The organism is Flavisphingopyxis soli, assembly GCF_007995095.1.
Classification (GTDB): domain Bacteria; phylum Pseudomonadota; class Alphaproteobacteria; order Sphingomonadales; family Sphingomonadaceae; genus Flavisphingopyxis; species Flavisphingopyxis soli.
This window is the reverse complement of sequence record NZ_VOPY01000001.1, coordinates 456713-481977: the sequence shown is the minus strand read 5'-3', so window position 1 is coordinate 481977 and position 25265 is coordinate 456713. Positions and strand designations below refer to the sequence as shown.

The 25265-nt window shown below is 65.0% G+C and carries 26 protein-coding genes; 11 read left to right on the top strand and 15 right to left on the bottom strand.

Annotation, left to right across the window (positions count from 1 at the left end):
• Positions 1 to 4 precede the first annotated feature (4 nt).
• From aroC to FSZ31_RS02370, 4 genes are all read left to right on the top strand, one after another.
• Complete coding sequence (gene aroC / locus FSZ31_RS02385) at positions 5 to 1072, top strand: chorismate synthase (protein ID WP_147121448.1); 1068 nt, start codon at positions 5 to 7, stop codon at positions 1070 to 1072.
• On the top strand, positions 1063 to 1683 hold the full coding sequence (locus FSZ31_RS02380; RefSeq protein WP_147121447.1) for a hypothetical protein: 621 nt from the start codon (positions 1063 to 1065) through the stop codon (positions 1681 to 1683). Before aroC ends, FSZ31_RS02380 begins: the two co-directional genes overlap by 10 nt.
• Positions 1684 to 3474 (top strand): SLC13 family permease, encoded by a 1791-nt coding sequence (locus FSZ31_RS02375; protein WP_147121446.1) that lies wholly within the window; start codon positions 1684 to 1686, stop codon positions 3472 to 3474.
• An 80-nt stretch (positions 3475 to 3554) separates the two neighbouring features.
• Positions 3555 to 4793 carry a dicarboxylate/amino acid:cation symporter gene (locus FSZ31_RS02370; RefSeq protein ID WP_147122504.1) on the top strand — a complete coding sequence of 413 codons (1239 nt, stop codon included), beginning with the start codon at positions 3555 to 3557 and terminating at the stop codon, positions 4791 to 4793.
• 41 nt (positions 4794 to 4834) lie between these two features.
• Here FSZ31_RS02370 and FSZ31_RS02365 read toward each other — a convergent pair whose 3' ends face one another.
• On the bottom strand, positions 4835 to 5629 hold the full coding sequence (locus FSZ31_RS02365; RefSeq protein WP_147121445.1) for a hypothetical protein: 795 nt from the start codon (positions 5627 to 5629) through the stop codon (positions 4835 to 4837).
• A gap of 194 nt (positions 5630 to 5823) precedes the next feature.
• Here FSZ31_RS02365 and FSZ31_RS02360 point away from each other — a divergent pair, with 194 nt between their 5' ends.
• From FSZ31_RS02360 to phhA, 3 genes are all read left to right on the top strand, one after another.
• Positions 5824 to 7206 (top strand): cytochrome P450, encoded by a 1383-nt coding sequence (locus FSZ31_RS02360; protein ID WP_147121444.1) that lies wholly within the window; start codon positions 5824 to 5826, stop codon positions 7204 to 7206.
• Positions 7207 to 7276: 70 nt separating this feature from the next.
• Entirely contained in the window at positions 7277 to 7399 is a 123-nt protein-coding gene (locus FSZ31_RS13010) for a hypothetical protein (protein WP_268934245.1), read from the top strand.
• 86 nt (positions 7400 to 7485) lie between these two features.
• On the top strand, positions 7486 to 8274 hold the full coding sequence (gene phhA / locus FSZ31_RS02355) for a phenylalanine 4-monooxygenase (protein WP_236643624.1): 789 nt from the start codon (positions 7486 to 7488) through the stop codon (positions 8272 to 8274).
• On the opposite strand, the gene FSZ31_RS02350 is transcribed toward phhA, so the two are convergent.
• The 9 genes from FSZ31_RS02350 to FSZ31_RS02310 form a co-directional block, all read right to left on the bottom strand.
• On the bottom strand, positions 8271 to 8645 hold the full coding sequence (locus tag FSZ31_RS02350; protein WP_147121443.1) for a HesB/IscA family protein: 375 nt from the start codon (positions 8643 to 8645) through the stop codon (positions 8271 to 8273). The genes phhA and FSZ31_RS02350 overlap by 4 nt on opposite strands.
• Before the next feature lie 111 nt (positions 8646 to 8756).
• The gene (locus FSZ31_RS02345; RefSeq protein WP_147121442.1) at positions 8757 to 9296 is read right to left on the bottom strand and encodes an SUF system Fe-S cluster assembly protein; all 540 of its coding nucleotides are present in this window, start codon (positions 9294 to 9296) and stop codon (positions 8757 to 8759) included.
• On the bottom strand, positions 9293 to 10630 hold the full coding sequence (locus FSZ31_RS02340) for an aminotransferase class V-fold PLP-dependent enzyme (protein WP_147121441.1): 1338 nt from the start codon (positions 10628 to 10630) through the stop codon (positions 9293 to 9295). Before FSZ31_RS02340 ends, FSZ31_RS02345 begins: the two co-directional genes overlap by 4 nt.
• Positions 10627 to 11376, bottom strand: a complete 750-nt coding sequence (locus FSZ31_RS02335) for a SufD family Fe-S cluster assembly protein (RefSeq protein ID WP_147121440.1) — start codon at positions 11374 to 11376, stop codon at positions 10627 to 10629. Before FSZ31_RS02335 ends, FSZ31_RS02340 begins: the two co-directional genes overlap by 4 nt.
• On the bottom strand, positions 11373 to 12116 hold the full coding sequence (gene sufC, locus FSZ31_RS02330; RefSeq protein WP_147121439.1) for a Fe-S cluster assembly ATPase SufC: 744 nt from the start codon (positions 12114 to 12116) through the stop codon (positions 11373 to 11375). Before sufC ends, FSZ31_RS02335 begins: the two co-directional genes overlap by 4 nt.
• A gap of 6 nt (positions 12117 to 12122) precedes the next feature.
• Positions 12123 to 12410 carry a hypothetical protein gene (locus FSZ31_RS02325; protein WP_147121438.1) on the bottom strand — a complete coding sequence of 96 codons (288 nt, stop codon included), beginning with the start codon at positions 12408 to 12410 and terminating at the stop codon, positions 12123 to 12125.
• Complete coding sequence (sufB, locus tag FSZ31_RS02320) at positions 12407 to 13891, bottom strand: Fe-S cluster assembly protein SufB (RefSeq protein ID WP_147121437.1); 1485 nt, start codon at positions 13889 to 13891, stop codon at positions 12407 to 12409. Before sufB ends, FSZ31_RS02325 begins: the two co-directional genes overlap by 4 nt.
• Positions 13888 to 14316, bottom strand: coding sequence for an SUF system Fe-S cluster assembly regulator (locus FSZ31_RS02315; RefSeq protein WP_147121436.1), 429 nt, complete (start codon positions 14314 to 14316; stop codon positions 13888 to 13890). The genes sufB and FSZ31_RS02315 overlap by 4 nt, the downstream gene beginning before the upstream one ends.
• A 60-nt stretch (positions 14317 to 14376) precedes the next feature.
• Positions 14377 to 16203, bottom strand: coding sequence for a DUF885 domain-containing protein (locus tag FSZ31_RS02310; RefSeq protein WP_147121435.1), 1827 nt, complete (start codon positions 16201 to 16203; stop codon positions 14377 to 14379).
• 69 nt (positions 16204 to 16272) lie between these two features.
• Here FSZ31_RS02310 and FSZ31_RS02305 point away from each other — a divergent pair, with 69 nt between their 5' ends.
• The 3 genes from FSZ31_RS02305 (at position 16273) to FSZ31_RS02295 (ending at position 20945) form a co-directional block, all read left to right on the top strand.
• Positions 16273 to 17340, top strand: a complete 1068-nt coding sequence (locus FSZ31_RS02305) for a quinone-dependent dihydroorotate dehydrogenase (RefSeq protein WP_147121434.1) — start codon at positions 16273 to 16275, stop codon at positions 17338 to 17340.
• A gap of 48 nt (positions 17341 to 17388) precedes the next feature.
• A complete protein-coding gene (gene ggt, locus FSZ31_RS02300) occupies positions 17389 to 19095 on the top strand; it encodes a gamma-glutamyltransferase (RefSeq protein ID WP_147121433.1) in 1707 nt (568 codons plus the stop codon).
• 68 nt (positions 19096 to 19163) lie between these two features.
• Positions 19164 to 20945: an AMP-dependent synthetase/ligase gene (locus tag FSZ31_RS02295; protein WP_147121432.1), complete on the top strand. Its 1782-nt coding sequence runs from the start codon at positions 19164 to 19166 to the stop codon at positions 20943 to 20945.
• 24 nt (positions 20946 to 20969) lie between these two features.
• Here the strand turns inward: FSZ31_RS02295 and FSZ31_RS02290 are convergent, their stop codons facing one another.
• The 3 genes from FSZ31_RS02290 to FSZ31_RS02280 all read right to left on the bottom strand — a co-directional run bounded on the left by FSZ31_RS02290 (position 20970) and on the right by FSZ31_RS02280 (position 22655).
• Entirely contained in the window at positions 20970 to 21407 is a 438-nt protein-coding gene (locus FSZ31_RS02290; RefSeq protein WP_147121431.1) for a hypothetical protein, read from the bottom strand.
• Between the two features lie 67 nt (positions 21408 to 21474).
• A complete protein-coding gene (gloB, locus tag FSZ31_RS02285; protein ID WP_236643623.1) occupies positions 21475 to 22227 on the bottom strand; it encodes a hydroxyacylglutathione hydrolase in 753 nt (250 codons plus the stop codon).
• The gene (locus FSZ31_RS02280) at positions 22221 to 22655 is read right to left on the bottom strand and encodes a VOC family protein (RefSeq protein ID WP_147121430.1); all 435 of its coding nucleotides are present in this window, start codon (positions 22653 to 22655) and stop codon (positions 22221 to 22223) included. Before FSZ31_RS02280 ends, gloB begins: the two co-directional genes overlap by 7 nt.
• Before the next feature lie 105 nt (positions 22656 to 22760).
• On the opposite strand from FSZ31_RS02280, the gene FSZ31_RS02275 reads away from it, so the two are divergent.
• Positions 22761 to 23510, top strand: coding sequence for an SIMPL domain-containing protein (locus FSZ31_RS02275; protein ID WP_147121429.1), 750 nt, complete (start codon positions 22761 to 22763; stop codon positions 23508 to 23510).
• On the opposite strand, the gene FSZ31_RS02270 is transcribed toward FSZ31_RS02275, so the two are convergent.
• Positions 23498 to 24364, bottom strand: a complete 867-nt coding sequence (locus FSZ31_RS02270) for a tetratricopeptide repeat protein (RefSeq protein ID WP_147121428.1) — start codon at positions 24362 to 24364, stop codon at positions 23498 to 23500. The genes FSZ31_RS02275 and FSZ31_RS02270 overlap by 13 nt on opposite strands.
• Complete coding sequence (locus FSZ31_RS02265; protein ID WP_236643622.1) at positions 24361 to 25116, bottom strand: alpha/beta fold hydrolase; 756 nt, start codon at positions 25114 to 25116, stop codon at positions 24361 to 24363. The genes FSZ31_RS02270 and FSZ31_RS02265 overlap by 4 nt, the downstream gene beginning before the upstream one ends.
• Between the last annotated feature and the right edge of the window lie 149 nt (positions 25117 to 25265).

Below are 25265 nucleotides of genomic sequence, written 5' to 3'. Positions count from 1 at the left end.
CGCGATGAGCATAAACACCTTCGGGCGGATGTTTCGCGTGACGACGTGGGGCGAGAGTCACGGGCCGGAGATCGGCGCGGTCATCGACGGCTGCCCGCCGGGGATCGCACTGTTGGAAAGCGACATCCAGCCGTGGCTCGACAAGCGCAAGCCCGGCCAGTCGCGCCACACGACGCAACGGCGCGAAAGCGACGCGGTGCAGATCATGTCGGGCGTATTCGAAGGGAAGACCACGGGCACGCCGATCAGCCTCGTCATCGCCAACGAGGACCAGCGCTCGAAGGATTATGGCGAGGTCGCGCGCGCCTATCGCCCCGGCCATGCCGATTACGTCTATGACGCCAAATATGGCATCCGCGACTGGCGCGGCGGCGGCCGGTCGAGCGCGCGCGAAACCGCGATGCGCGTCGCCGCCGGCGCGATCGCGCGGAAGGTCATCGGCGCCGTCGGCATTCGCGCGCATCTCGTCGAGCTCGGCGGCGATCGCGCGACGCGCTTTGCCGCGCAGCATCTCGATACCAGCGCGCTCAATTGCGCCGATCCCGACGCCGAGGAGCGCTGGGCCGCCATGCTCGACAAGGCGCGCCGCGCGGGGTCGTCATTGGGCGCGGTGGTCGAAGTCATCGCCAGCGGCGCCCCCGCCGGCTGGGGCGCGCCGGTCTATGGCAAGATCGACGCCGATATCGCCGCCGCGATGATGGGGATCAACGCCGCCAAGGGGGTCGAGATCGGCGACGGCTTTGAAGCCGCGCGGCTGACCGGCGAGGAAAACGCCGATGCGATGCGCCCTGGTGCCGACGACGGCCCGCCCGACTTTACGAGCAACCATGCCGGCGGCACCGCGGGCGGCATCACCACCGGCCAGGACCTGATCGCGCGCGTCGCGTTCAAGCCGACGAGCTCGATCCGCACGCCGGTCGACACGGTCGCGCCCGACGGCAGCGCAACGACGATCGCGACAACCGGCCGCCACGACCCGTGCGTCGGCATCCGCGCTGTGCCCGTCGTCGAGGCGATGATGGCGCTCGTCCTCGCCGACCATATGCTGCTACATCGCGCACAATGCGGGTAATCGTCTCCCTTGCCCTGGGCCTCTATGCGCTAACTGCTTGCGACGGCGCGCCCGCGCCCGATCAGTCGGCGGCACAGCAGGATAACAGTGCGCACTCCGATGCGCAGGTCGCCGACAACAACGCCGTGGCCCCCGCTGTCGAGGCGATGGTTGGCCCCTATGTGCTAAGCTCTCAAGGCCCCCGCGATGTGCACACGTTGATGACTATCGACGAGGTCCGCTCACTTGGCCACCATTCCACCATTACGCAAAGGCCGTTCGATGAGGGCGCGACCTGCGCCTACGGAAAGATCGCCGGGTTCGAAGGCCTCGATGTCATGCTCGACGACAACCGCCTCGTGCGCTTCGATGTCGGCGACGATGGGGCTTCGCTCCGCTGGACGACCCCCGAAGGCGCGCGCACCGGAACCAGCGAAAAAGAGCTGCGAAATATCTATGGCGACCGACTGACGGTCCGCCCGCATCCCTATACAGGACCGGCCGGACATTATGCCGAGGTCCATATTCCTGGTGATGCTTATGGCACGATATTCGAAACTGACGGCAACAAGGTCATTAACTGGCGCACCGGCCACTGGGACGAAGTCGGTTATATCGAAGGCTGCGCGTAAATGATCGACATCATCCGCATCTTTATCGAAGAGCATCAGGCCGCGATCGGCCTGATCATCCTCGCCGCGATGCTCGTCGGCTTCGTCCTCGAACGCTTCCCCGCGACCGTCGTCGCGATCATCGGTGCGTGCACCTTCCTGTTTCTCGGGATCCTCGATTCAAAGGGCCTGTTCTCGGTCTTTTCGAACGAGGCGCCGATCACGATCGCGGCGATGTTCATCCTGTCGGGCGCATTGCTGCGCACCGGCACGGTCGACGCGATCGCCAACGCGATCATCAAGCGCGCGGGCAAACATCCCCGGCTTGCCGTCGTCGAGATGTTCGTCGGCATCTATGTCGCCTCGGCATTCATGAACAACACGCCGGTCGTTGTCGTGATGATCCCGATCATCATCCGGCTTGCCGGGGCGATCAATGTCAGCCCCAAGAAGCTGCTGATCCCGCTGTCGTACGTCTGCGTCCTCGGCGGCACGACGACATTGATCGGCACGTCGACCAACCTGCTCGTCGATTCGGTCGCGCGCGGCGCCGGGATGGACGGGTTCGGCATCTTCTCGATCACGCCTTACGGGCTCGTCGCGGGCGTATCGGGTATGCTCGCGCTGATCTTCATCAGTCGCTGGCTGCTGCCCGGAGACAAGGATTCGGGACCGGTCGTCGCCGACGAGAGCGCGGGCTTCCTCACCGAAGTGACGCTGACCAAGGACAGCGAACTGGCGGGCCGCAAGATCGCCGAGCTGCCGCTGTTCAAGCGATCGAAAATCCAGGTCATCGCGCTCAAACGCGGCGGGCGTTTCCAACGGACGGCGATCGGTTTCGAAACGCTTGGCATGGGCGACCGCCTGGTGCTGCGCCTCGACGCGGCAGAATTGCTGACGTTACGCCAGAACGAGGATTACGAGGTCGGGCTGACCGCTGGCGACTCGGACGTCGCGACCAACGCGGTCGGTCTTGTCGAAGCGACGATCGCGCCGTCGCATCCGAGCATTGGCCAGCGGTTGATCGACATTCCCTTTTTGAGCACGTTGCGCGTCCGCATCCTCGGCGTATCGCGCTTTCGCAAGGTGCCCGGGCCCGATCTGCCCAATGCGCGCATCCATGCGGTCGACCGGCTGCTGATCACCGGGGCCGAGCGCGACGTGCGCCAGCTCTACGGCAATCCCTACCTCTATTCGGTCGGCGAGACGCTGGTACGCGAATTCCGCCGCGACCGTGCGCCGATCGCCATCGGTGCGCTTGCCGCGGTCGTCATCTTGTCGGCGCTCGGCATGCTGTCGATCGGCATCGCCGCGATCATCGCGGTCGGCGTCATCCTGCTGACGCGCTGCATCGATGCCGAGGAGGCGTGGACTTCGATCGAGGGCAATGTCCTCGTCCTCATCTTTGCGATGCTCGCGGTCGGACTGGCGCTTGAGAAGGCGGGCAGCGTCTCGCTGATCGTCGAGGCGCTGACCCCGATACTAAGCGACATGCCCGCCTGGGCGCTGGTCGCATCGGTCTATATCCTGTCGGTCTTGCTGACCGAGATCGTCACCAACAACGCAGTCGCGATCGTCGTTACGCCGATCGTCATCAAGCTCGCCAACGATCTCGGCATCGATCCCAAGCCGCTCGTCATTGCGGTGATGTTCGCCGCTTCGGCGAGCTTTGCGACGCCGATCGGCTATCAGACCAACACGCTGGTCTATGCCGCCGGCGGCTATCGCTTCGTCGATTTCTTCAAGGCCGGCGTCCCGCTGACATTGTGCGTCGGCCTGGCGACGGTGATCGCAATTTCGCTGCTGGGATAGACGCGCTTGCACGCGGCTGGACGCTTGGCTAGCGTGCCGCGTCGGCCGCATGGCGCCGCGAATTTCTGGGGGACGTGACGATGCTAGGCTGGTGGTTCCGGATTCCCCTGTGGCAACGCGTCGTCGCCGCGCTGATCCTCGGCATTAGCGCAGGATTGTGGTGGGGACCGGGCGCCGAACAGATCAAATGGATCGGCGATTTCTTCATCCGCTCGATCAAGATGCTCGTCGTGCCGCTGATCTTCTTCAGCCTCGTCTCGGGTGTCGCGGCAATCGGCGACGTCAAGAAACTCGGCAAGATCGGTGGCCGCGCGCTGCTGCTGTTCGTCGTTACCGGCCAGATCGCGGTGTGGCTCGGGCTGCTGCTCGGCACGGTCTTCAAACCCGGCCTCGGCATCGATACGTCGAAGGTCGTGATGGGCGAAACGCCCGCGCCGACGGTAACCAGCTGGACCGACATGATCCTGTCGATCATTCCGCAAAGCCCCGTCCAGACAATGGCCGACGTCAATGTCCTGCCGCTGATCGTCTTTGCGCTGTTGATCGGCATCGGCATCCTGATGGCCAAGGAAGAGGGCGAGCCCGTCGCCAAGATCTTCGATTCGGGTTCGGTCATCATGCAGAAGGTGACGATGATCGTCATGGAGCTGACCCCGTTCGGCGTCTTCGCGCTGATGGCATGGGTTTCGGGCAGTTTCGGCACCGATGCACTGCTCAGCCTCGCGCAGGTCGTCGGGCTCAACTATCTCGGCTGTCTGCTGATCATTTTCGTGATGTATTCGGCGATGATCAAGTTCCTCGCCAAGCTGCCGGTGATCGACTTTTTCCGCGGCATCGTCGACGCGATGGCGGTCAGTTATTCGACCGCATCGTCGAACGCGACCCTGCCCGTGACGATGCGCTGCACCCAGCGCAACCTCGGCGTGTCGAAGAGCGTGTCGAGCTTTGTCGTCTCGCTTGGCGCGACGATCAACATGAACGGCACCGCGATGTATCTCGGCCTCGCCACACTGTTCGGCGCGCAGCTGTTCGGCGTCGACCTGTCGTGGGGCGATTATTTCATGATCTCGATCACCGCCACGCTGGGCGCGATCGGTGCGGCGGGGATTCCTGGCGCGGGCCTGATCATGATGGCGCTGGTCTTTGGCAGCGTCGGCGTTCCGCTTGAGACGATCGCCTTCATTGCCGGCATCGACCGGATCATGGACATGATGCGCACGACGACCAACGTCAGCGGCGATGCCGCGGTCGCGGTCACCGTCGCGGCGATGACCGGCGAAATCGATATCGAGGAAATGAAATCGGCCGACGACGTCTGAGCGTCGCCGGCCGAAATTCCGCTTAGCCCAAACGAATCCGCTTAGTCGGGACGGACCCGCTCGTTCTCCTGGCGATCGCGCCGTGATGACGCGCGCGCCGGCCGGGCCCGCTCGACTGGCGCGGCTACCGGCGCCTGCTCGACGCGCGCCGGACGTTCGGGTGCGCGGGATTGCGGAACGACGGCGGGTGCGCGCCGGTTGGCCCGATCAATACGGTCGACGATCTGGCGCGAAGGCCGACCCGTCTCGGGGGCGCTGCGGTCGATAGCCGCGGGCGCTGATGCACGCGGATCGCCGCGACCACGGTTCGGCCGGTCATTGGCGCGGTCGACGCGGTCGATGATCTGACCGCCGACGCCGCTGCGATCGCGGCGTTCGCTCCGGTCGCGGCCATCATGGGGTCCATCACGGTCCCGATCGCGGCGGTAATCGTCGCGATGGCCACCATGACGGTGCCAGTTGTAGCCGGCCCGCCGCCCGCCCCAATAGCGCGCATAATTGCCGTAAAGCTGGCGCCGGGCGCCATAGCGATCGAACATGTAATAGCCGTAGCCGGGATAATAGAAGTCGTTCCACCAGCCGCCGCCAAAGCCGATATTGACCGAAAACTGGTTGTTGTAATCGTTACGATCATAGCAGTCGTACTGGCTGTAATAATCGTCATAGCCGTCATAGGCATCGTAGCAGCGATCGTTATAGGCATAGTCGTTCGCGCCGTAGCCGTCGCTATAATAGCCGTCGCCGTAACCCGCGCCATAGCCACCCAACGACATGCAGCCCGATGCGCCGATCGCAAGGAGGCCGGCAAGCGTCGCTTTCAATCCCGTATTGGCCATTGTCTGTCTTCCTCTCGTCCGGACATGCGCCCGATTGCGCCCACCTCTTGCCGCCGTTGCGCGGCGAAATTCCAAGGCGATTCCGGCAGTTCGTCGCTACTCTTGCACGCTTCCACTTGAATTGGGGGTGAATAAACCTCTTACTTGCATTGGTGTCAGTAGAGGATTAGGCTCGACGCAGGGAGAATGCCATTATGAATGCCCATGCCGCGCTGATCCGGGAAAACCCGCACTGGAAGCCATGGCCCGCTGGCAGCACGCTCGATCACATTCCCGGTGAGGACGGCCTGCCCGTCGTCGGCGTGACGCTAGAGCAGCTCAAGGACCCCGCCGATTTCACCGAGCGGATGGTCGCGAAACACGGCAAGGTCTATCGCGTCAACAGCTTCGGCGGACGCCAGGTCGCGCTGATCGGCCCCGAGGCCAATGAGCTCGTCCTGATGGACCGCAACAAGATCTTCAGCTCCGAACAGGGCTGGGGTCCGGTCCTGTGGCGCGTCTTCCCGCGCGGGCTGATGCTGATGGATTTCGATCATCACCGGATGGACCGCAAGACGCTGTCGGTCGCGTTCAAGCCCGAGCCGATGCGCGCCTATGCCGACAGCCTGAACGACGGCATCGCCGAGCGGATCGAAAGCTGGAGCGGAACCACCTTCCAGTTCTACCCGGCGATCAAGCAGCTGACGCTCGACCTTGCCGCGACGAGCTTTCTCGGCATTCCGCTCGGTCCCGAGGCGAAGAAACTCAACCAGGCGTTTTTCGACATGGTCCGCGCCTCGATCGGCGTCGTGCGCAAGCCGTGGCCATTCACCGCGATGGGCCGCGGGGTCAAGGGCCGCAAATACGTCATCGACTATCTGGCGCGGATGGTTCCCGACCGCCGCGAGGGCGGCAAGCACTCCAACGGCGACGACATGTTCACCAAGATCTGCCAGGCGCGCGACGAGAACGACGAACTGCTCAGCGTCGAGGCGATCGTCGATCACATGAACTTCATGCTGCTCGCGGCGCACGACACGATAACCAGCAGCATCACCAGCCTCGTCTGGCAGCTCGGCAAGAATCCCGAGTGGCAGGACCGGCTGCGCGAAGAAATGCTGTCGGTCGCGGGCGCCGGTGAACGCATCAGCCACAATGCGCTCGGCGAGCTCAAGCTGACCGAATATGCCTTCAAGGAAGCGCTGCGGATGGTGCCGCCGGTGCCGGGCATCCCGCGCCGCGCGCTCGCCGATTTCGAATTCGGCGGCTATCATATCCCGGCGGGCACGCAGATCGGCATCAATCCGTCGTACACGCACCACATGGCCGAATACTGGCCCGAGCCAGAGAAGTTCGATCCGATGCGCTTCGAACCCGAACAGGTGCGTGAGCGGCACAAATACGCCTGGGTCCCGTTCAGCGGTGGCGCACACATGTGCCTCGGCCTGCATTTTGCCTATATGCAGGCGAAGATATTCTTCCATCACCTGCTGACGACGCACCGTATCGAGGTCGCCGAAGGATATGAGCCCGACTGGCAGCTATGGCCGATCCCGCGCCCCAAGGACGGGCTGACGATCACGCTCAAGCCGCTGTGAGCGACCGACGACCAAACTCGTTACATTTGTAAATGTTGACAGGCGGGCGGTGAAAGGCTCGATGGGGGCAATGACGCGGCACGCGCCTTCGGCCCAGGATGGCATCACGCTCCCGGCAACCGCCGTGCGTACCGCTGCGTCGAACGCCTCTTCATATTATTATTATTATCGCCGCCGGGCGGTTTTCGACTAGCGCGCGTCGCCCACGACACGCGGTCTTTCGAAACCCCGCCCGGACATCCCGGCGGGGTTTTTCTTTGTGCAAAAGGAATTCCCGACATGGATATGCAAACAACGATCATCAAAGAGCTGCACGGCCTCGCCGCGTCGCCGGTGCCGCCGCCCGAGGCCGCGCTCGACTGGACGGTGCCGCAGCATTGGGAGCGATTTACCGGGGCCGACCACGCGGTCTGGGACCTGCTGTTCGCACGCCAGGAAACGCTGCTTCAGGGGCGCGCGGTGTCGGCCTTTCACGATTGCCTCGACGTGCTCAGCCTGTCGCGTCCCGGCGTGCCCGATTTCGCCGAACTCAACGCGGCGCTGATCGCGCGGACCGGCTGGAAAGTGGTGGCGGTGCCGGGGCTGATCCCCGACGACATATTCTACGCGCACCTCGCGAAACGCCAGTTTCCGGCTGGCAATTTCATTCGCAGTGCCGACGAGCTCGATTATCTCGAGGAGCCCGACGTGTTCCACGACGTCTTCGGCCACGTCCCGCTGCTCGCCGATCCCGCTTTTGCCGATTTCATGGAGACGCTGGGGCATATCGGCCTCGCCGCGCTCGCCAGGGGCGATCTCGCCCGCGTCGCGCATCTCTACTGGCGCACCGTCGAGTTCGGCCTGGCGCGTGAGGACGGCGAATTGCGCATCTTTGGCGCAGGCATATTGTCGAGCTTTGGCGAGACGCGCTTCGCGCTCGAAAGCGACGAGCCGCAGCGGATCGATTTCGACCTCGAAGCGGCGATGACGAAGCCGTACCGGTCGGACCGCTTCCAGGATCGCTATTTCGTCCTCGATCGCTTCGCCGATGTTCTCACGCTGGCGGATCGAAAACGGTGGGGCGACTAGACGGTAAAACTTTCCCCACACCCACACGCGCCCGTGGCGTTGGGATTGGCGAAGGTGAAACCGGCGGCGAAATCGTCTTCGACCCAGTCCATCACCGATCCGATCAGGTAGAGCACCGAGCCGCCATCGACGTAGAATGTGCCGCCGGGGGTTTCGATCTTCTCGTCGAACTTGGTCTCTTCGCTGACGTAATCGACCGAGTAAGCGAGCCCCGAACAGCCGCGCCGCGGGGTCGAGAGCTTGACCCCGATCGCATCGTCGGGCGCGCGCGCCATCAGGTCGGCGATGCGTGCCTCGGCCGCGGGCGTCAGCGTGATCGCCGCGGGGCGCGCGGGGGCCGTCGCCTTGGCCTGGGGGTCTGCTTCACTCATAATTCAAAATCCGTTCGGGCTGAGCCTGTCGAAGCCCTGCCCTTCCTCTTAAAAAACCCGACCCTTCGACAAGCTCAGGGTGAGCGGAATTAAATGTCAGTCTTCAAACCATCATAACATACCCAGTTCGAGCTTGGCTTCGTCGCTCATCTTCTGCGGGTCCCATGGCGGGTCCCAGACGAGTTCGACATCGGCGATGCCGACGCCGGGCACCGCGCCGACGCGCAGTTCGACCTCGGCGGGCATCGATTCGGCGACGGGGCAATGCGGCGTCGTCAGCGTCATCTTGACCGTCGCATGGCCGCTGTCGGTCACCGAGACATCGTAGATCAGGCCGAGATCGTAGATGTTGACCGGGATTTCGGGATCATAGATTTCCTTGATCGCCTCGACGATCGCTGCCTGCAGGTCGCTGCCGGGTTCAGCCGCCGAAGGCTCGGGCGGCTTGGCCGAGAGAAAGCCTTCGAGATAGTCGCGCTTGCGCTCGAACGTCTCGCGGACATTGCCCTCGCCCAGTTCCTCGGCCTCATGCGGCGACGGCGCCATGATCGGCGTGCGCGCGGGTGCGACGCTCGCGTCCTCGACCTTCGCGCGCTGAGGCTTGGCGACCGCATCGACGGTCTCGGTTTCGATCTTGCGTTCGTGGTTCATCCGAAAATCTTCCTGACGCGTTCGACGCCGCGCACCAGCGCGGCGACATCGCTTTCGTCGTTATATACCCCGAAGCTGGCGCGGACGGTCGACGGGATATCGAGATAGTCCATCAATGGCTGGGCGCAATGGTGTCCGGCGCGCACCGCGACCCCCTCTTCGTCGATGATCGTCGCGACGTCGTGCGGATGGACGCCTTCCATCAAAAAGCTGACGATGCCCGCGCTGTCGGCGGGGCCAAGCAGGCGGACCGAGTTGATCTGCCCCAGCGCATCGCGTGCCTTGGTGGTGAGGTCGCATTCGTGCGCGTGGATCGCGTCGAGGCCGATGGCATCGACATAATCGATCGCGGCATGCAGCCCGAGCGCCTCGACAATGGCAGGCGTGCCCGCTTCGAAACGCCCCGGCGGCGGCATGTACGTTGCGCCTTCGAACGTCACGCGGTCGATCATCGACCCGCCGCCCTGCCATGGCGGCATCGCGTCGAGCGTGTCGTAGGCCGCCCACAGCGCGCCGATGCCCGTCGGGCCGTAGAGCTTGTGGCTCGACATGACGTAGAAATCGCAGCCGATATCCTGGACGTCGACCGCAACGCGCGGCACCGCCTGGCAGCCATCGAGGAGGAACCTGGCGCCGACCTTGTGAGCGATGCTCGCGGCGCGCTTGGCGTCGAGAACACCGCCGAGGACGTTCGAGACATGCGCGAAGGCGACGAGCTTGTGCCGTTCGGTCAGCATCTTTTCGGCGGCGTCGAGGTCGATCTTGCCGTCGTCGGTCAGCGGGCAGACGTCGATCGTCGCGCCGACATGGCTCGCGAGCATCTGCCACGGCACGATGTTGGCGTGGTGTTCGAGCGCCGAGATGAGGATGCGGTCGCCTTCGCGGATGTTCACCCCGCCCCACGTATTGGCGACGAGGTTGATCGCCTCGGTCGCGCCACGCACGAAGACGATCTCGCGGTCGTCGTCCGAGCCGAGGAAGCTCGCGACGCGCTTGCGTGCCGCTTCGAAGCGCCGCGTCATTTCGGCCGAGCGCTGATAGACGCCGCGATGGACGGTGGCGTATTCCTCGCCAAAGCCGCGCGTCATCGTGTCGATCACCGATTGCGGCTTCTGCGCGGTCGCCGCGGTGTCGAGATAGTGCCAGGCGCCGCCGTCTTCGGTCCTGAGGCCGGGGAAATCGCTGCGCACGCTGTCGAGAGCGCCATCTCCACCCCTCCCCTTCAGGGGAGGGGCCGGGGGTGGGGGCGTGCCTTCATCGCCGCGATTGGGAGACTGCCCCACCCCAACCCCTCCCCTGAAGGGGAGGGGCTTTTCGGATCGCTCAACGGTCATGCCAGTCCTTCCAATATGCCGAGCGCCTTCGCCTCGATCGCTTCGCGCGCCGCATCGTCGCCCATGCCGACAAAGGCATCGGCGATGAACGCCTGCAGCATCAGCCGCTGCGCGACCTCGGGCGGGAGGCCGCGCGAGGCCATGTAGAACAATGCCGCCTTGTCGAGTTCGCCAACGGTTGCGCCGTGCGCACATTTGACATCGTCGGCGTAGATTTCGAGCTCGGGCTTGGCGTTGGCGGTGGCCCCCGGCGCGAGCAGCATCGCCTTGACCGATTGCGCGGCGTCGGTTTTCTGCGCGTCGCGCGCGACCGCGACCTTGCCCATGTACGTCCCCGTCGCCTTGCCGGCGAGAACCTGGCGGACAACCTGGTTCGACGTGCCGTTCGGCGCGGCGTGGATCGTCTCGGTGACGATCTCGAGCGTCTGGTCGCCGTTGCCGAGGATCGCGCCGCCGAGTTCGAAATGCGCGCCGCGGCCGAGCGTGGCGCGGATCTCGACGCGGCCGTAATCGGCATTGGCAACGAGCGCGTGGAGCGCGAAGGTCGCACTGTCGCCGACGGTCACGTCGAACCGGACGATCCCGCTCGGTGGCAGCGTGTCGATGATCATCGCGCGGCTTTCGCCCGCTGGCACCGCGATCTCTTCGGGCGCGGCAAGGTCGTCCCACACACGCGTCAGCGCGGCGATGTCGGCATAGCGCCACGCCTCCGATTTGCGCGTCGGCAGGGGAGCGAGCGCGGTCATGCCGCCACCGCCTCGTAACCCTCTTCCTCGAGCTGGTGCGCCAGTTCGGGGCCGCCGGTCTTGACGATGCGGCCGTCGGCGAGGACGTGGACGAAATCGGGTTTCACATAATCGAGCAGGCGCTGGTAATGGGTGATCAGCAGCACGGCCTTGTCGGGGCTGCGCATGATCGCGTTGATCCCCGCGCCGACGGTGCGCAGCGCGTCGATGTCGAGGCCGCTGTCGGTCTCGTCGAGGATCGCGAGCTTTGGATCGAGAATGCCCATCTGGACCATCTCGTTGCGCTTTTTCTCGCCGCCCGAAAAGCCGACGTTCACCGGCCGCTTGAGCATGTCCATGTCCATCTTGAGCAGCGCCGCCTTCTCCTTGGCGAGCCGGAGGAAGTCGCCGCCCGACAGCGGCGCCTCTCCGCGCGATCCGCGCTGCGCGTTGAGGCTCTCGCGCAGGAACTGGACGTTCGACACGCCGGGAATCTCGACCGGATACTGGAAGCCCAGAAACAGCCCCGCGGCGGCGCGCGCATGCGGATCGAGATCGAGCAGATCCTGACCGTCGAAGATCGCGCTACCGTCGGTGACCTCGTATCCGGGACGGCCGCCCAGCACGTTGGCGAGCGTCGACTTGCCCGCGCCGTTGGGTCCCATGATCGCATGGATTTCGCCCGCATTGATGGCGAGGTCGAGCCCCTTGAGGATCGGCTTGTCAGCGACCGTGGCGTGAAGGTTGGTGATTTTAAGCATGTAATCTCACAAGTCTGCAGGTTGGCGAAGGCGACGGACGGCTAGGCCCACAAAAAGCGCGACTGGCACGCTCACGACAAATTCAATAATTCCGTCGAACATTCCTAGTCCGCCAATCTCAGTGATCGTCAGCAGGAATGCGGCGGTAACGAACAGGAAGGAGCTTCCAATCACAGCCAGCACCCAAGTTGCCAAAAAGGCTCGTCCGCGTGGCTCATTTCGGAAGAGCATAAGCGACACGATGATCGGCAGACCCAATACAAGTGAGAGGAAGATCAAATCGGAAAGCGTCACCCCACACTCCCCTCGAGACTGATCGCCAGTAGTTTCTGCGCTTCGACCGCGAATTCCATCGGTAGCTGGCGCATCACGTCCTTGGCGAACCCGTTGACGATCAGCGCGACCGCGCTTTCGGGGTCGAGGCCGCGTTGCTGCGCATAGAACATCTGGTCGTCGGAGATCTTGCTCGTCGTCGCTTCGTGCTCGACCTGCGCGGTCGGATTGCGAACCTCGATATAGGGCACGGTGTGTGCGCCGCATGTGTCGCCGAGCAGCAGCGAATCGCACTGGGTGAAATTGCGCACGCCGTCTGCGCCGGGCATGACGCGGACCATGCCGCGATAGGTGTTGTTCGACTTGCCCGCGCTGATCCCCTTCGAGATGATCGTCGATCGCGTGTTCTTGCCGATGTGGAGCATCTTGGTGCCGGTATCGGCCTGCTGGTGGTTGTTGGTCACCGCGACCGAATAGAATTCGCCGACGCTGCCCTCGCCCTGCAGGATGCACGACGGATATTTCCACGTGATCGCGCTGCCGGTTTCGACCTGCGTCCAGCTGATCTTGCTGCGCGCGCCGCGGCAGGCGCCGCGCTTGGTGACGAAATTGTAGATCCCGCCCTTGCCGTCGGCATCGCCGGGATACCAGTTCTGCACGGTCGAGTACTTGATCTCGGCATCGTCCATCGCGACGAGCTCGACAACCGCGGCGTGGAGCTGGTTCTCGTCGCGCATCGGCGCGGTGCAGCCTTCGAGATAGCTGACATAGCTGCCCGCCTCGGCGACGATCAGCGTGCGCTCGAACTGGCCCGTATTCTCGGCATTGATGCGGAAATAGGTGCTCAGCTCCATCGGGCAGCGGACGCCCTTTGGAATGTAGACGAAGGTGCCGTCGGAAAAGACCGCGCTGTTGAGGCAGGCGAAGTAATTGTCGCGCTGCGGCACGACCGAGCCGAGGTACTTTTTGACGAGGTCAGGATATTCGCGGATTGCCTCGCTGATCGAACGGAAGATGACGCCCGCGTCCTCGAGCTCCTTGCGGAACGTCGTCGCGACGCTGACGCTGTCGAACACCGCGTCGACCGCGATCTTGCGCGCGCCCTCGACGCCAGCGAGGACCTTCTGCTCCTCGATCGGAATGCCGAGCTTGGCATAGACGCGCAGGATTTCGGGATCGACCTCGTCGAGGCTGCCGAGCTTGGGCTTGGCCTTGGGCTCGGCGTAATAATAGGCGTCCTGGTAATCGATCTTGGGGATGTCGAGCTTGGCCCAGTCGACCTCTTCCATGTCGAGCCAGGCGCGATACGCCTTCAGCCGCCAGTCGAGCATCCATTGCGGCTCGTTCTTCTTGGCCGAGATGAATCGGACGGTGTCCTCGTTCAAACCCTTGGGCGCGAAATCCTGTTCGATGTCGCTCGACCAGCCATGCTCGTAATCGGCGACCTTGTCGGCGGCGGCGTGGGCTTCCTCGTTGCGGAACTTGGTCGTGTCGTCGGTCATGCCGGCGCTCCCGTCGTAATATGATCGTGGCTGAGGCTGGCGAGGCTGACCTGGCCGAGCGCGGACTTGATCGCGCCGTTGACCGCGCCCCAGTGCGGCTGGACCTTGCACGATCCTTCGAGCGCGCAATCGTGGCGACCCGCATCGACGCACGCGGCCATCGCGATCGGCCCCTCGATCGCCTCGACAATGTCGGCAAGGCTGATCGCGGCAGCTGGGCGGGCGAGCTGGATGCCGCCGCCGGTGCCGCGCGACGAGCGCAGCAGTCCGGCACGCGTCAGCAGGCTGACGATCTTTTGCGCGGTCGGTACCGGCACACCGGTTTCGGCCGCGAGCATTGCCGCCGAAACGCGCACACCGCCGCAATGGCGCGCGGCGGCGCCCATCAACACGACGGCATAATCGGCCAGGCTGGAAAGCTTCACTGCGACTCCAATCAGACCAGATCGGTCTGATTGCCCATGTGGCCGCTCGGCCGCGCTAAATCAACCCTTTTGCGCCGCAATCCATGCATCGACATTCTCTTCGAGGATATCGAGCGGGACCGGACCCGATTTCAGAACGACATCGTGGAAGGCACGGATGTCGAAGCGATCGCCGAGCGCGGCCTGTGCGCGGTCGCGCAGTTCCATGATCTTCAGCTTGCCGATCATGTACGCGGTCGCCTGCCCCGGATAGACGATATAGCGTTCGATCGCCTTTTCGATATCGCCGTCGGGATTGGGCGTGTTGGTCTTGAGCCAGTCGATCGCCTGCTGCCGGCTCCAGCGTTTCGAATGGATGCCGGTATCGACGACGAGCCGCCCGGCGCGCCACAATTCCATGCCGAGTCGACCGAAGTCCGAATAGGGGTCCTGGTAGAAGCCCATGTCCTTGCCGAGCGCCTCGGCATAAAGCCCCCAACCCTCGGAATAGGCGGTCACCCCGCCGAAGCGGCGGAAGGCGGGCAGGTCGCCAAGTCCGGTCTGGATCGACAGCTGGAGATGATGCCCGGGCAGGCCTTCGTGGTAGAACAATGCCTCGAGCTCGTTCTTCGACATGTCCTTGAGGTTATAGAGGTTGACGTAATAGGTCCCGGGGCGCGATCCGTCGGGCGCGGGGCGCGAATAGAACGCCTTGCCCGCAGATTTTTCGCGGAACGCCTCGACCGGTTTGACGACCAGCGGGTCCTTGGGCAGCGTCAAGAAAAAGCGCGGCAGCGCGGCGGCCATCGCGGTGTTTTTCGTCTGCACGTCGGCCAGATACGCCTCACGCGTCGTGTAATAGAATTTGGGGTCGGTCCGCGTGTAGGCAAAGAACGCCTGGAGATCGCCCTTGAAGCCGACCTTTTTCATGATCGTGCGCATCTCGTTGTGGATGCGGTCGACCTCGCGCAGGCCGATATTATGGATCTGGTCGGCGGTCAGGTTGGTCGTCGTGTAATTGGCGAGCAGCGCATTGTAATAGGCCTCGCCACCGGGAAAGCGCCAGACGCCGTCGTCGGTCCCGGCGATGCCCTGCTGGCGCTTCATCTCGGCGAGCAGGCGGCGATAGGCGGGTTGGGCCGAGCCGACCCAGGCGGATTTGGCAGCGACCGCGAGACGCTGTTTTTCGGCGTCGGCAATGTCGAGCTTGGCGACCTTGCCCGCGAAATCCTCGAGCACGGGGTTGGCATTGGCGCCGCTCGCGGCATCCGATTTCAGCATATTCTCGATATCGTCGATGACATAGGCATAGACCCATTTGGGCGGCATCACGCCCGCCTTCGCCCGGTCGGCCGATTCGTCGCGCAACGTGTCGAGCACCGCGCCGAGGCCCGCGATGCGCGAGACATAGGCATCGGCCTGGCCGACATCAGCGATCGAATGAATGTTGATCAGGAAAGCCGGCAGGTCGCTCTGCGCGCCATTCATCTGATCGAAGATGTAGCCGTATTTCTGATAGGGAAAGAGCGAGGCCGAACGCTTCGCCACGCGGTCGAACAGGCGATACGACAGCGCCTGTTGCGACGTCAGATTGGCGGGATCATAGGCCATCCGCATCGCATCGGCGCTCGCCTGGAGCAATTGCTGCTCGGCGGCATCGCCCGCGTCGCTGAGATCGCCCCATCGGCCGTAATCCTCGTCGCGGATGCCGCGATAGGCCTTGCCGAGCGGTGAAAGCGACAGCTGGGCGGCGTCGTATTTGTCGAAAAAGGCGTCGAACTGGGCACCCGCGACCTGTTGCGTCGGTTCGGCTGCAGTCGTCGGCTTAGCATCCTCGATCGTCGCACAGCCGCCGAGCGTCAGCGCCGCCAGTGCAACCCCCGTCGTCAACATGATCCGCTTCGTCATACGCTCTCTCCCTGTTCGCCATCCGGCTTTGGGTTGCATCTAAGCCCAAGCAGCGGCAGTTGACCAGCCATGCTCTTTTCTCCTTCGCTCTATCGACTGGCGCGCCCGCTGATCTTCCGCGCCGATGCCGAGCGCGCCCACCACGCGACGATCGGCCTGCTCGCGCGGATGCCCGACGCCCGTTCGGCGCTGACCGGCGCGCAGCTCGCAACGCGCGTCGCGGGCGTCAATTTTCCCAATCCGGTCGGGCTGGCGGCGGGTTTCGACAAGGATGCACGCGCAGCGCACGCGATGGCACGGCTCGGATTCGGCTTCGCCGAGGTCGGCACGCTGACGCCGCAGCCGCAGCCGGGCAATCCGCGCCCGCGGCTGTTCCGCCTGGCCGAGGATCGCGCGGTGATCAACCGGCTGGGGTTCAACAATAATGGGCAGGCGGCGGCGGCGATACGGCTACGATCGCTGCGCGCGGCGGGCTGCGTCATCCCGGTCGGGATCAACATCGGCGCCAACAAGGCGAATGCGTCGGGCGACGCGGCGATCGCCGATTACGTCGCCGGGGTCGAGGCGATGGCGGGCCTCGCCGACTATCTGACGGTCAACATTTCCTCGCCCAATACGCCCGGCTTGCGCGCACTGCAGGACAAGGGTGCGCTCGACGCGCTGCTCGGCGCGGTGATGGCGGCGCGCGGCGATGCAGGCCCGCCCGTCTTCCTGAAGGTCGCGCCCGACCTGGAGCCCGCCGATATCGACGACATTGTCGGCCTTGCCCATGGCCACCGGCTCGGCGCGTTGATCGTGTCGAACACGACGATATCGCGGCCGCCGCTCGATTCGCAGCTGGCAAGCGAAGCGGGCGGCCTGTCGGGGGCGCCGCTGCGCGACCTCGCCTTGCAGCGCCTCAGGGATTTCCGCAGCGCGGGATCGGGCGACATCGCGTTGATCGGCGTCGGCGGGATCGCCAGCGCCGCCGATGCCTATGCCCGGATCGGCGCGGGGGCGAACCTGGTCCAGCTTTACAGCGCGATGGTTTATGAAGGGCCGGGCCTCGCCGCTCGGATCGCCCGCGGTCTCGCCGCGCTGCTCGATCGCGACGGATTTGGCAGCATCGCCGACGCGGTCGGCAGCGACACGCGCTAGGCGCAGACCCCATTGCCGCACACGCCGCAAAGGTTTAGCCAATCGCCCATGCGATCGATTGTCCTTATTGCCGCCGCACTCCTGTCGCTGACCGGATGCGCCACCCCGACCAGCCAGCCAGCAACCGCCAGCGCCAACCATGCGGGCGTTCCCGGCATGGTCAGCGCCGCCGACCCGCGCGCTGCAGAGGCAGGCGCGGCGATGCTGCGCAAAGGCGGCAGCGCCGCCGACGCCGCGATCGCGACGCTGGTTGCGCTCAATGTCGTCGAACCGCAAAGTTCGGGCATCGGCGGCGGCGGCTTCCTCGTCTATCGCGACGGCAGCGGCACGATCGGCAGCTATGATGGGCGTGAGACCGCACCCGCCGCGGCAACCGGCACATGGTTCTATCGCGACGGCAAGCCGCTACCTTTTTCCGAAATGCAGCCCGGCGGGCGCAGCGTCGGCGTGCCCGGCAACGTCCGGATGATGGCGCTGGCGCATGCCGAACACGGTCGTTTGCCGTGGAAAGACCTGTTCGCGCCCGCGATCGCGCTCGCCCGTGATGGCTTTGTCATGACTGCACGGATGAACAACGCGCTCGATTACGGGCGTGCGACCGGCGCGCTCGATGCCGCCGGCCGGGCGCTCTATTACGGCGCGAACGGCGAGCCGCTGCCCGTCGGAACGCGGATCAAGAACCCCGCGATGGCGGCGTTCCTGACGCGCCTTGCCGAACAGGGGCCCGACAGTTTCTATGTCGGCCCCAATGGCCAGGCGATCGCCGCCAAGGTCAGCGGATCGCCGGTCAGTCCCGCGCCGATGACGCCGGGCGACCTGGCGAGCTATGATGCCAAGGCGCGCGATGCCGTCTGCGGCACGTATCGCGGCTACAAGATCTGCGGCATGGGGCCGCCCTCTTCGGGTGCGACGACGGTGTTCGCGATCCTGAAGCAGCTCGAACGCTTCGACATGAAAAAGCTCGGCCCCGATTCGCCCAAATCATGGCACCTGATCGCCGAATCGATGCGCCTCGCCTATGCCGATCGCGGACGCTACCTCGCCGACAGCGACTATTTGCCGGTCCCCGTTGCGGGGCTGACCGACCCCGCCTATCTCGCCAAGCGCTCGTTGCTGATCGATCCCGACCACGCCATGGCGACCGCACCCGTCGGCACGCCGCCGGGCGCGCAGCCGATGGCCGCGGGGCACGAAGCGGTCGAGCACGGCACTTCGCATTTCGTCGCGGTCGACCGCTGGGGCGAGGTCGCCTCGCTGACCTCGACGATCGAAAGCGCCTTCGGTTCGGGGCTGGTCGTCAATGGCTACTACCTCAACAACGAACTCACCGATTTCAGCAGCGTCCCGCAAGAAAACGGCCTTGCGGTCGCCAACCGCGTCGAGGGCGGGAAGCGGCCGCGCAGTTCGATGTCACCGTCGATCGTGCTCGCGCCCGATGGCAGCGTCCGCCTTGCGGTCGGCGCAGCGGGCGGCGCGACGATCATCGCGCAGGTCGCCAAGGCGATCATCGGCGTGATCGACTGGGATCTGAGCGCGCAGGACGCGATCGCGCTGCCGGTGCTCTATGCCCCGGGCGATACCGTCTATCTCGAACAGGGCAGCACGCAGGTGGCGATGGCCCCCGCGCTGCGCGCGATGGGCCATGTCGTCGACATCCGGTCGCCGGGCTTCAAGGCCAATGCAATCGAATGGCGCGGCGGCGCATGGGTCGGCGCCGCCGATCCACGCAGCGAGGGCGGCTGGGTCAAGGAATAAGCGAGCGTTCCAGGGCGGCACAGACCGTCCGGAACACGAGAGGAGCGACAATGGCGAAACAGCGCGTAATGGAATCATTCCCCAACCTCGTGACGATGTTCTTCACGCGGGCGCAGGAAAATGGCGACACGCCGTTCCTGTGGCACAAGGACGGGCGCGACTGGGCCTCGATCAGCTGGCGCCAGGCCGCGGCGCAGGTCGCCGCCCTTGCCGATGCGCTCACCGAGGCGGGCCTGCTGCCCGGCGAAACGGTCATGCTGGTCAGCGAGAACCGGCCCGAATGGTGTATCGCCGATCTTGCCATCATGGCGGCGGGCTGCGTTACCGTGCCGACCTATACGACCAACACCGAGCGCGATCACCAGCACATCCTCGACAATAGCGGGTCCAAGGCGGTGATCGTCTCGTCCGCCAAGCTGGCGCGCACGCTGATGCCAGCGGTCGTCCAGTCCGAAGCACACACCGTGATATCGATGGAGCCGCTCAAGTCGGGGCAGCGCAGCGCGGTCGCGTTGCTCGACTGGGATGACCTCGTCCATGGCGGCGAAACGCGCGTCGATCGCTATGCCGAACGCGCCGCGAGCGTGCAGCGCAGCGACCTTGCCTGCATCATCTATACCAGCGGCACCGGCGGCGCGCCGCGCGGCGTGATGCAATCGCACGGCGCGATCCTGCACAATGTCGAGGCGTGCGTCGAAGTCATCCAGAGTGATTTCGGCTGGGACGACGAGGTGTTCCTGTCGTTCCTGCCGCTGAGCCACGCCTATGAACATTCGGGCGGGCAGTTTTTCCCGATCGGGCTCGGCGGGCAGATCTATTATTCAGGCGGCCTCGACAAGCTGATGAGCGACATCGAGGAGGTCCGCCCGACGATCATGGTCGTGGTCCCGAGATTGTTCGAGGTGATCCGCCAGCGGATGCTCAAGGCGCTCGAGAAACAGGGCGGCCTCGCCAATTTCCTGCTGTCGCGCGCGCTGGCGATCGGCGGCAAACGCTATCGCGGGCACGTTCCCTTGTGGGACAAGCCGATGGACGCGATCCTCCACCGCACGCTGCTGCCCAAGATATCGGCAAAATTCGGCGGCCGGGTGAAGGCGATGGTGTCGGGCGGTGCGCCGCTCAACCCCGAGATCGGCATCTTCTTCCATTCGCTCGGCATCACGATGCTGCAGGGCTATGGCCAGACCGAAGCGGGACCGGTGATCAGTTGCAACCGGCCGAGCGCGGGCCTGAAAATGGACACCGTCGGTCCGCCGCTGATGAACACCCAAGTGCGCATCGCCGGCGACGGTGAAATCTTGGTGCGCGGTGAGAACGTGATGCTGGGCTATTGGCGCAACGAGGCCGAAACGCGCCGCGTGCTGCGCGACGGCTGGCTCCACACCGGCGACATCGGCCATATCGACGAGAGCGGCCGGATCGTCATTACCGACCGCAAGAAGGACCTGATCGTCAACGACAAGGGCGACAATGTCAGCCCGCAAAAGGTCGAGGGGATGCTGACGCTGCAGCCCGAGATCCTGCAAGCGATGGTCCATGGCGACAAACGCCCCAATATCGTCGGGCTGGTCGTCCCCGATCCCGACTGGGCACGCGAATGGGCCGAAGAGCACGGACTGCCCCACGAATGCGAACTGCTGAAAGAACATGACGCCTTTCGCAGCGCGATCCGCGCCGCGATCGACCGCGTCAATTGCGACCTGTCGGTGACCGAAAAGGTTCGCAAGTTCGCATTTGCCGACGAGGCCTTTACCATCGAGAACGAAGAGATGACGCCGTCGATGAAGATCCGCCGCCACGTCATCACGCAGCGTTACGCCGACCGGCTTGCGGGGCTTTACGTCAAATAACGATGGTGCCAGCGACCCGCGTGGTCAGCGGGCCGGCGTACGATAGGGGACAAACTGGCCGAGCGAGCAGGCGCCCTTGTTGAAGCCGCTATGGCGGTCGACGAGCTGGATGATGTCGCCGTCGCACAACTGCGAGCCATAGGTTTTGACGACGATAATGTCGTCGTCGCGTCCCAGGCCGAAGCAGCTGTTGGGGAGGTCGTTGCGATAGACGAGCCGTTTCGACACCCGATAGAGGATGATGTCGTCGCTTACCCGGATGGTGTTGTCCGCGCTTCGTAGCGGGATGCAGTTGACCGGTTCGCCCGCCACCTTTCCCGCCAATTGCTTTTCGAGCTTTTCGAGCTGGTTCGGCTTGAGCGGTGCGGCCTCGCGGTCGACCCCGGCCATGCTGCAGGCGGCAAGGCCCAGCGCGGCGAAAGTCGCACACGAGAGGCGCAATAGGTTCGATCGAAGGGTCATGGCGATCTCTCTGTCTAGCAAGGCCGTGGCTGGCCCCTGCTGCCATGATACCATGAAATCGCCGGCATCAGAAAGAATCCTTGGCCGCGCGCATTTCTGCGAGGTGCCCGGCGTCGGTTGCACGCATGAAAGGGTTGGTCGCGCGCTCTTCGCCGATCGTCGTCGGCACCGTTGCCTCGCCCGCCGCGCGCGCGGCCTCGACTGCGACCATGCGCGCCGCGATCGCCGCGTTGTCGGGTTCGGCATGACGGGCAAAGCGTCCGTTGGCGAGCGTGTATTCGTGCGCGCAATAGGCGCGTGTCTCAGGTGGCAGCGCGGCAAGGCGCTGCATCGCGGCGAACATTTGCGTCGCGGTGCCTTCGAACAGGCGGCCGCAGCCCATCGCGAACAGCGTGTCGCCGATGAAGATCGCGGGCTCGTCGGACAGGTGATAGGCGATGTGCCCGGCGGTGTGCGCCGGCACTTCCCAGACGGTCGCGACATGGTCGCCGAGCGTGACTGTATCGCCTTCGGCAACGAGCCGGTCGGCGGTCGGGATGCGCGCCGCCTCGGCAGCGGGTGCGGTAATCGTGCAGGCTCGCCCCGCTTGTTCCACCGCGGCCTTGATCGCGGCGTTGCCGCCGGTGTGGTCGGGGTGCCAGTGGGTGTTCCAGATCTGCCCGATCATCCAGCCGCGCGCCGCCGCCTCGGCCAGGACAGGATCGGCAACCGCCGGGTCGATCACCGTCGTGTCGCCCGATGCGGGATCGTGAACCAGCCAGATGTAGTTGTCGCTGAGCGCGGCGATGCGGACGATGTCGAGCGGCATGGTTTCTACCATTCCCCCGTATTTTCCATCGACGCCCAGGGCTCGGCCGGGTCGAGCGCCCCGTCCTGGAGAAGTTCGACCGAGATCCCGTCGGGCGAGCGGACGAACGCCATATGACCGTCGCGCGGCGGGCGGTTGATCGTCACTCCGGCCGCGGCAAGCCGCGCGCAGGTGTCGTAGATATTGTCGACGCGATAGGCGAGATGGCCGAAATTGCGCCCGCCGTCATAGGTCTCGTGCCCGCCGTCTTCACCCGGCCAATTGTAGGTCAGCTCGACCTCGGCGACGCCCTCCTCACCCGGACAGGCGAGGAAGATCAGCGTGAAGCGTCCCTTTTCGCTGTCGACGCGGCGAACCTCTTCGAGCCCGATCAGATTGAAGAAGGCGACCGTCGCCTCGGGGTCGGTGACACGGATCATGGTGTGGAGATAATTGGCCATTTGCTCGCTTCGTCTATGGAAATGCACGGTTCATCGCACGTTCAATCGGTCTAACCCAGATTAGCGCAGCGACGATAACCGCGCTGACGAGGAAAGGACAGACCGATGGACCACGACGAAACCGCTCTACCTCCGCACCGAGGACGTTTTCTCGCGAGCTGGCCGGGCATCGTGCTCGGCTCGGTCGCGATTTTCTCGCTCGGTATCGTCACCAGCGGCTACCTGCTCGGCGATGGCCTGCGCCGTGCCAAGGCGGCCGAACGCGCGGTCACCGTTCGCGGCGTTTCGGAGCGCGACGTCATCGCCAATACCGCGACCTGGTCGATCGGTTTCTCGCAACAGGGGCCGACGCTCGCCGCGACCCAGCCGCAGGTCGCGCGACAGGCGCAGGCGGTCCGCAAATTCTTCCTCGAGGCCGGATTCAAGCCGACCGAGATCAGCGATACGGGAATCAGCGTATCGCGCGAACGCGACTATAATTCGAGTGTCGAACATATCATCATCAACCGCCGGATAGGGGTGAAGAGCAACGATATCGGGCGGATGAAGGCAGCGTTTGCCAAGCAGGCCGAGCTGGTCGCGGCAGGGGTCCCGCTGACCGACAGCAATATCAGCTACACCTTTACCCAGCTCGACAAGGTCAAGCCCGCGATGGTCGCCGAGGCGACGCGCGACGCGCGCGAATCGGCCCAGCAATTCGCCAAGGATTCGGGCGCCAAAGTTGGCGGGATCAAGTCGGCGACGCAGGGCTATTTCTCGATCGAGGCGCGCGACGGCGAAGGCGATTACGGATCGGGCGACACGCCCAACAAGAAGGTCCGCGTCGTCACGACGGTCGAATTCTACCTCGACTGAGGTGTCGGCGGGCTCTCGGACGCGGGCGCTGGTGTCGATCCATCGGCGGCGGTGAGCTGCGACAGGTTGGCGCGCGCACTGTCGGCTTCGGGACTCTGCGGCGCGGCGGCGACGACCGATTGCCAGTTCGCCCGCGCAGCCGATTCCTGGCCCGACAGGACCGCGACATTGCCCGCTTCGAGCATGACCGCCGGATCGGTCGGGGCGAGGCGCGCAGCCTCTGCGATATACGTTGCCGCGGCAGACAGGTCCGCCTGGCGCCGCGCGAGCGTCGCCGACAGCAGCCAGGTCAGCGGGTCGGCGGCGGCATCGGTGCGTGCGCGCTCAAGATCGCTGGCCGCACCGGCAAGATCGCCCGTCGCAACGCGCGCGCGGGCGCGGTCGAGGTGGACCTCGCCGAGCGCGAGACCGATCAGCGTCGCGCGCGCGAGCGCGGCATCGAAATACTGGGTCGCAGTGCGTGCTTCATCGTTCGCCAGCGCAGCATTGCCGGCGAGCGCCCAGACGCTGGCCGCGCCTGGATCGCGGGCAACGTCGGCCTCGCTCGCGGCGCGGGCGAAGACGCCCGTAGCGGCGGCAAAATCGCCCCCTTGCGCATAAGCAAAACCGAGGCACTGGCGCGCGCTCCAGTCGCCGCCGCGACCGATCCAGTCGAGCGCAGTTTTGGTCGCCGCTGCGGGATCGTCATTGGCCTGTTTCAGGCAGGCGTCGAGCACGGCGCTTTTCGTGGGCCCCACCCCCGATGCCTTTTCGGGCACGTCGTCGCGGCCGGGGATCATGATCGGCGCGGGTTCGTAAATGCCCGGCGACGCGCTCTGCATCGCGGTCGCCAGCAACAGGCTTGCGAAGATCATAGTGTCGGTCCTTCGATTGGTGCGACGAGGCGCGCCAGCGTCGCGAGCAGCAGCGCGACATCGCGCTCGCGCGACAGGCGGTGATCGCCGTCCTTGACGAGGACGACCTGCACATCGTCTGAACGCAGCCGGTCGGCGAGCTGGAGCGAGACGTCCCACGGCACGTCGGCGTCGCGCTGGCCATGCAGCAGGCGGACGGGGCAGTCGATCGCAATGGTATCACCGAGGACACGGTTGGCCTCGCCCGAATCGAAGAAGCCGCGCGTCGTTACATAAGGATCGTCCGAATAGGGCGTCGATTCCTCGAGCCGACCGGCCGTGCGGATCGTCGCCTTATCGGCGTCGCTGAAGCCCCAGTCGGTGAAGTCGGGCGCAGCGGCGATGCCGACGAGACCGACGACGCGCGCGCCGAGCCGGAATGCAACGAGCAGCATCAGCCAGCCGCCCATCGACGATCCGACAAGGATCACCGGCCCGTCGACCAATTGCTCGATCAGGAAGGCGACATCGTCGCGCCAGTCGTCGAGCGTCTGGTCGGCGAACTGTCCGCCACTCGACCCGCAACCGGCATAATCGAGCAGCAGGCAGGCGCGGCCCTCGCGCTGCGCCCAGGCGAACACCGCGCCGGCCTTGCCGCCGTCCATGTCGGACATATAGCCGGGCAGGAAGACGAGCGTCGGCGCGGTGCCGTCGAGATGGCGAAAGGCGAGACGCGCGCCGCCGGGACGGTCGAGGAAACTCAGCTCGGTCACGGGCGCGCTCTCACGGTGCCGCACACGGGCGAGACCTTTGCATGCCGAGACACGAAAAGTGTGACCGTAACCCATCGCGCTTCACGCGGGTCACGACAAAAGTGTGACCGTAATTCGACCGCTGCGCATTGCGCGGGAGCGGCACGTCC

What these genes read in the sequence shown, in the direction of transcription:
- aroC (WP_147121448.1), top strand. Translation starts at nt 5, where the DNA reads ATGAGCATAAACACCTTCGGGCGGATGTTTCGCGTGACGACGTGGGGC.
- FSZ31_RS02380 (WP_147121447.1), top strand. Translation starts at nt 1,063, where the DNA reads ATGCGGGTAATCGTCTCCCTTGCCCTGGGCCTCTATGCGCTAACTGCT.
- FSZ31_RS02375 (WP_147121446.1), top strand. Translation starts at nt 1,684, where the DNA reads ATGATCGACATCATCCGCATCTTTATCGAAGAGCATCAGGCCGCGATC.
- FSZ31_RS02370 (WP_147122504.1), top strand. Translation starts at nt 3,555, where the DNA reads ATGCTAGGCTGGTGGTTCCGGATTCCCCTGTGGCAACGCGTCGTCGCC.
- FSZ31_RS02365 (WP_147121445.1), bottom strand. Translation starts at nt 5,629, where the DNA reads ATGGCCAATACGGGATTGAAAGCGACGCTTGCCGGCCTCCTTGCGATC.
- FSZ31_RS02360 (WP_147121444.1), top strand. Translation starts at nt 5,824, where the DNA reads ATGAATGCCCATGCCGCGCTGATCCGGGAAAACCCGCACTGGAAGCCA.
- FSZ31_RS13010 (WP_268934245.1), top strand. Translation starts at nt 7,277, where the DNA reads ATGACGCGGCACGCGCCTTCGGCCCAGGATGGCATCACGCTCCCGGCA.
- phhA (WP_236643624.1), top strand. Translation starts at nt 7,486, where the DNA reads ATGGATATGCAAACAACGATCATCAAAGAGCTGCACGGCCTCGCCGCG.
- FSZ31_RS02350 (WP_147121443.1), bottom strand. Translation starts at nt 8,645, where the DNA reads ATGAGTGAAGCAGACCCCCAGGCCAAGGCGACGGCCCCCGCGCGCCCC.
- FSZ31_RS02345 (WP_147121442.1), bottom strand. Translation starts at nt 9,296, where the DNA reads ATGAACCACGAACGCAAGATCGAAACCGAGACCGTCGATGCGGTCGCC.
- FSZ31_RS02340 (WP_147121441.1), bottom strand. Translation starts at nt 10,630, where the DNA reads ATGACCGTTGAGCGATCCGAAAAGCCCCTCCCCTTCAGGGGAGGGGTT.
- FSZ31_RS02335 (WP_147121440.1), bottom strand. Translation starts at nt 11,376, where the DNA reads ATGACCGCGCTCGCTCCCCTGCCGACGCGCAAATCGGAGGCGTGGCGC.
- sufC (WP_147121439.1), bottom strand. Translation starts at nt 12,116, where the DNA reads ATGCTTAAAATCACCAACCTTCACGCCACGGTCGCTGACAAGCCGATC.
- sufB (WP_147121437.1), bottom strand. Translation starts at nt 13,891, where the DNA reads ATGACCGACGACACGACCAAGTTCCGCAACGAGGAAGCCCACGCCGCC.
- FSZ31_RS02310 (WP_147121435.1), bottom strand. Translation starts at nt 16,203, where the DNA reads ATGACGAAGCGGATCATGTTGACGACGGGGGTTGCACTGGCGGCGCTG.
- FSZ31_RS02305 (WP_147121434.1), top strand. Translation starts at nt 16,273, where the DNA reads ATGCTCTTTTCTCCTTCGCTCTATCGACTGGCGCGCCCGCTGATCTTC.
- ggt (WP_147121433.1), top strand. Translation starts at nt 17,389, where the DNA reads ATGCGATCGATTGTCCTTATTGCCGCCGCACTCCTGTCGCTGACCGGA.
- FSZ31_RS02295 (WP_147121432.1), top strand. Translation starts at nt 19,164, where the DNA reads ATGGAATCATTCCCCAACCTCGTGACGATGTTCTTCACGCGGGCGCAG.
- FSZ31_RS02290 (WP_147121431.1), bottom strand. Translation starts at nt 21,407, where the DNA reads ATGACCCTTCGATCGAACCTATTGCGCCTCTCGTGTGCGACTTTCGCC.
- gloB (WP_236643623.1), bottom strand. Translation starts at nt 22,227, where the DNA reads ATGGTAGAAACCATGCCGCTCGACATCGTCCGCATCGCCGCGCTCAGC.
- FSZ31_RS02280 (WP_147121430.1), bottom strand. Translation starts at nt 22,655, where the DNA reads ATGGCCAATTATCTCCACACCATGATCCGTGTCACCGACCCCGAGGCG.
- FSZ31_RS02275 (WP_147121429.1), top strand. Translation starts at nt 22,761, where the DNA reads ATGGACCACGACGAAACCGCTCTACCTCCGCACCGAGGACGTTTTCTC.
- FSZ31_RS02270 (WP_147121428.1), bottom strand. Translation starts at nt 24,364, where the DNA reads ATGATCTTCGCAAGCCTGTTGCTGGCGACCGCGATGCAGAGCGCGTCG.